General features: G+C 59.9%; 4 protein-coding genes. 3 read left to right on the top strand and 1 reads right to left on the bottom strand.

Annotated features, from left to right (window positions below):
• Both EN991_RS27415 and EN991_RS27410 read left to right on the top strand, forming a co-directional pair.
• Positions 1–1,028, top strand: a 1,028-nt coding sequence (locus EN991_RS27415) for a molybdopterin cofactor-binding domain-containing protein (RefSeq protein WP_164769401.1), incomplete at its 5' end; no start/stop codon positions are given.
• A 23-nt stretch (positions 1,029–1,051) separates the two neighbouring features.
• Entirely contained in the window at positions 1,052–1,513 is a 462-nt protein-coding gene (locus EN991_RS27410) for a RidA family protein (protein WP_027161650.1), read from the top strand.
• 46 nt (positions 1,514–1,559) lie between these two features.
• Here EN991_RS27410 and EN991_RS27405 read toward each other — a convergent pair whose 3' ends face one another.
• A complete protein-coding gene (locus EN991_RS27405; protein WP_127369926.1) occupies positions 1,560–3,269 on the bottom strand; it encodes an HAD family hydrolase in 1,710 nt (569 codons plus the stop codon).
• Between the two features lie 236 nt (positions 3,270–3,505).
• Here EN991_RS27405 and EN991_RS27400 point away from each other — a divergent pair.
• Positions 3,506–3,726: DUF892 family protein (locus tag EN991_RS27400; protein WP_164769400.1), on the top strand; the 221-nt coding region annotated here is incomplete at its 3' end.

Raw genomic sequence — 3,726 nt, 5'->3', positions numbered from 1 at the left:
GCGATCCCAAGGTCGGCTCTAGGCGCGACGGCGACTGGCTGGTCGGGATGGGCTGTGCGACGGCGATCTATCCGACTGCCGCCGCGCCCTGCGCGGCCCGGGTTCGTCTCACCGCCGACGGCGAGGTTCGGATCCAGTGCGGCTCCCATGAAATCGGCACCGGCGTTCGCACCATCGCCGGCCAGATGGCGGCCGAAAGACTGGGCATCGGCATGGACAAGATCAGCGTCGAGATGGGCGACAGTGCCTTGCCGCCGGCTCCCGTGTCGGGCGGATCGATCTCGACCGCCAGTGTCTGCTCGGCGGTCATGAAAGCCTGCGACGCGATACGCGGAAAGCTGTTCGCCGCCGCTGCGGGCAGGGGGGCTCCGCTGGCCGGTTCGGGCAATGCGAAGCTGGACTTGAAGGACGAAGAGGTCGTCACCGAGACCGGCAAGTCCGCAAAGCTGGCTGATGTCTTCAAGGCTATGCAAGTCGGCGCCATCGAGGAATATGCCGAGTTTGCGCCGAAGGGTTCTTCGCCTGAAGCCCTCAGCAAACTCTATGCCGGACAGTCGGAATTTCATGGTGGAGAGAACGACGAAGATTCGGTCAAATATGCCTTTGGCGCCGAGTTCGTCGAAGTGCGCATCAACAGCTATACACGCGAAATCCGGGTCCCGCGCATCGTCGGGGCCTTCGCCGCCGGGCGCATCATGAACACGCGCACCGCGCGCAGCCAGCTGATGGGTGGCATGATCTGGGGCATCGGCCAGGCGTTGCACGAGGCGACGGAAATCGATCAGCGACACGCGCGCTACGTCAACCGCGACCTGCAGGACTATCTCGTACCGGTCAACGCCGACATCAAACAGGTCGACGTTATCCTGGTCCCCGAAATCGACCATCAGGTCAACCCTGCCGGCGTCAAGGGTTTGGGCGAACTCGGCAATGTCGGAACGGCTGCTGCCGTGGCGAGTGCCGTCTATCATGCCACCGGCAAGCGCATTCGCGATCTGCCGATCAGAATAGACGATTTGATAGGCTGACGATCAAGAGTTCTGGACGAAGCATGGAACTCGTAACCCATAAGAAATTCAAAAACGGAAAGTTGATGCCGTGGGGAAAAGGCACGGTCGTCTCCGGAGCAAGGGGATTTGTCTACCTTTGCGGAAATACGGCAACCGCCGAAAATTATGATCCGACCGGAAAGAGAGGAGGGGGATTCACTGGCGATGCGGCGGCACAGTGGCGCGCAATTCTGGCGAACATCAAATCAGATCTGGAAGAACTCGGCAGCGCGCTCGACTATCTCATCCGGCTGACCTTCTTCATCAAGGGGCCATTTCCCGATGGCGGCGTTCTGAGTTCACCCAATTTTCGTCTCGACGTACTGGACGAGTTCTTTGCCGAGCATTGCCCGAAGCACTGCAGCTATAACAACCCGCCGCCTTCGGAGGTGATCGGAGTTGCAGCGCTTGCGCAAGCCGACATCGTCGTTGAAATTGTTGCGGTGGCGGCGTTGCCTGACTGAAGAATTTCGCATGCAGCGCTGGCTTGATTGACTTGGCTCTCGCGTGTCACTCCGGGGCTGTGGCGGGAGCCGTGTAACGGCGGCGCACGGCATCAAGCACCCGCTTGCGGCTCTCCTCCGCCGACAGGGTCTTGTCCTCTTCCGCCTGGGCGGTTTCGCGCGCCAGATCCTTGTCCCTGATCTGATGTCGAAACCATTTGGAATAGTCGCCGGTGCGCAAATGAAACTCCCAGGTCTTGTCATCTATGCCCTCGGCGATCTGAGCGAAGATCATCAGATTGTGAGCCCTGAGATTCATCGCATTCTCAGGGCCATGGAAATAGAAGCTGCCGGCTTCGTCGAGCTGGCCTTCGGCATATTTCCGGCTGTGCCGCTTGAGTGACTGACGTGGTTCGACCACTTTGACCGTCTTGACTTTTTTGCCTGCCTGCGGCCGCCAGAACAGCACGCGCGCACCTTTCGGGCTGGGGATGACTTTCGGCGGCTCAATGCCGGTTTCACGGCAGAAGACCTTCACGACGTCCTTTGCCTTGGGGCCAAGCGCAATGATGGCTGTCACCAGGCGCAAGGCGTCTGTCGAGATCGCCTCGGGGTGAACGGTGATCAGGATTGTGCCAGGCAATTCCAATGAAAGAACCGCCCGCGTATCGTCGCGCCGCTTGGGCAGAAGATGATGCGCTTCATCGATCACGAGCCAGTGCGGTCTCGCGGTGCGCCGGCGGAAACTGCTGAGGCCAGGCAGCAGGTCGGCAAAGAAATCCGGCCTCTCGTCGACCCGCAGGGCCAGTCCATTGACGACTATATTGCTGTCGGCCTTGGCGATCAGATCCAGCACTTGCGCCTTTGTCGGCGCGCTTGAGCCGTCTCCCAGGCGAACGGCGCCTTCGAGGCCATCATAGTCGCCTTCGGGATCGAAGACACAAAACTGAAAGCCGCTTTCGACGAAGCGTTCGGTCAGCGCGGTGGCCAAGGTGGATTTACCGATACCGGAACTCCCGGCAATGAGGATCGTGTCGCTCGGCGACAGGTAGGTATCATCGCCGCCAGATGATCCAAGAACGATGCCGTCATGGCGCTTCGGCACTATCGCGTGATCACGCTTTATCAGCTTTGCGATCAGTTGCTCCACGCCTTTGCCTCGGGCGCCAGGCATGATCAGGTTGGCTGTATCCTTGACCGCCGGAATTGCATTGTCGACGGCGACGCTGCAGCCACAGGCTTGCAGGAACGCATGATCGTTCTCGGCGTCGCCGACGCCGACGACGTTGTGCGGCGAAAGTCGAAGGTCCTGAAGGGCCGCGGCGAGCCCGGTGGCTTTGTTGATGCCGCTCGGCAGGATCATCACCGCGCCCTTGTTGAAGATGATTTCCAGTTCGAGACCCATCTTCTTGATGACCTCAAGCACGGTCGCTTGATGCGGTTCCCAGGTCGCGACGATCGATCGTCCGACCGAAAGCGGCTTGACGCCCTGCCTCTTCAACCTGGCGACGAATTTGGGCTCGGGCGGCGGGGCGATCACCCGCTCTTCCTCGCTGGCCGGCGTGTAGATCATCGCGCCATTCTCAGCGACGACCTTGTCGAAGAGGCTAAGCTCGGGAAAGACGCCCTTGAGATCGGGCAGCTCACGCCCGGTGACGAGAACCAGCTTGCGGCCGCTTTTCTTGAACCGCTCAAGCGCAGTGAGCGTTTTCTTGGCGACGACCCCATCATGAGCCAGCGTGCCGTCATAGTCAGTCGCCAATGCAATGAAATACATTCCGCCAACCCTTCTCGGTTCCGATTGCTCTGCGACTAGAACGTGTGATCGAGACAAAGGCTCCCCACCGACCGGATCGCAGGCCTTGGAGAAGGGGGAACGGGTCCGCCCTCGGAAATCAGGAACTCCTTCGGTGCCGGCACGTTGACCAGACAAGCCGGGAACCGTCCCGGTCTTTGTTGGCGGCGCAAACCCCGTCGCCGAAATCCACACCAAGCGCAATGAAAGGTAAGGCCATGGGCTTCTTTTCGAAGGACATAAAGACACTCGACGATCTCTTCGTGCACACGCTGCGCGACATCTATTACGCCGAAAAGCAGATCGAGAAAGCGCTGCCGAAGATGATCGACAAGGCAACCGACCCGCAATTGAAAGCCGGATTTGAAAAGCACCTCGATCAGACGAGAGGCCATGTCGAGCGCGTCGAACAGGTGTTTGAGTTGCATGGCGTCAAGGC

Origin of the sequence: Mesorhizobium sp. M7A.F.Ca.US.005.03.2.1, assembly GCF_003997795.1 — a bacterium.
GTDB lineage: Bacteria > Pseudomonadota > Alphaproteobacteria > Rhizobiales > Rhizobiaceae > Mesorhizobium > Mesorhizobium ciceri.
This window is presented reverse-complemented; position numbering and strand designations above follow the sequence as displayed.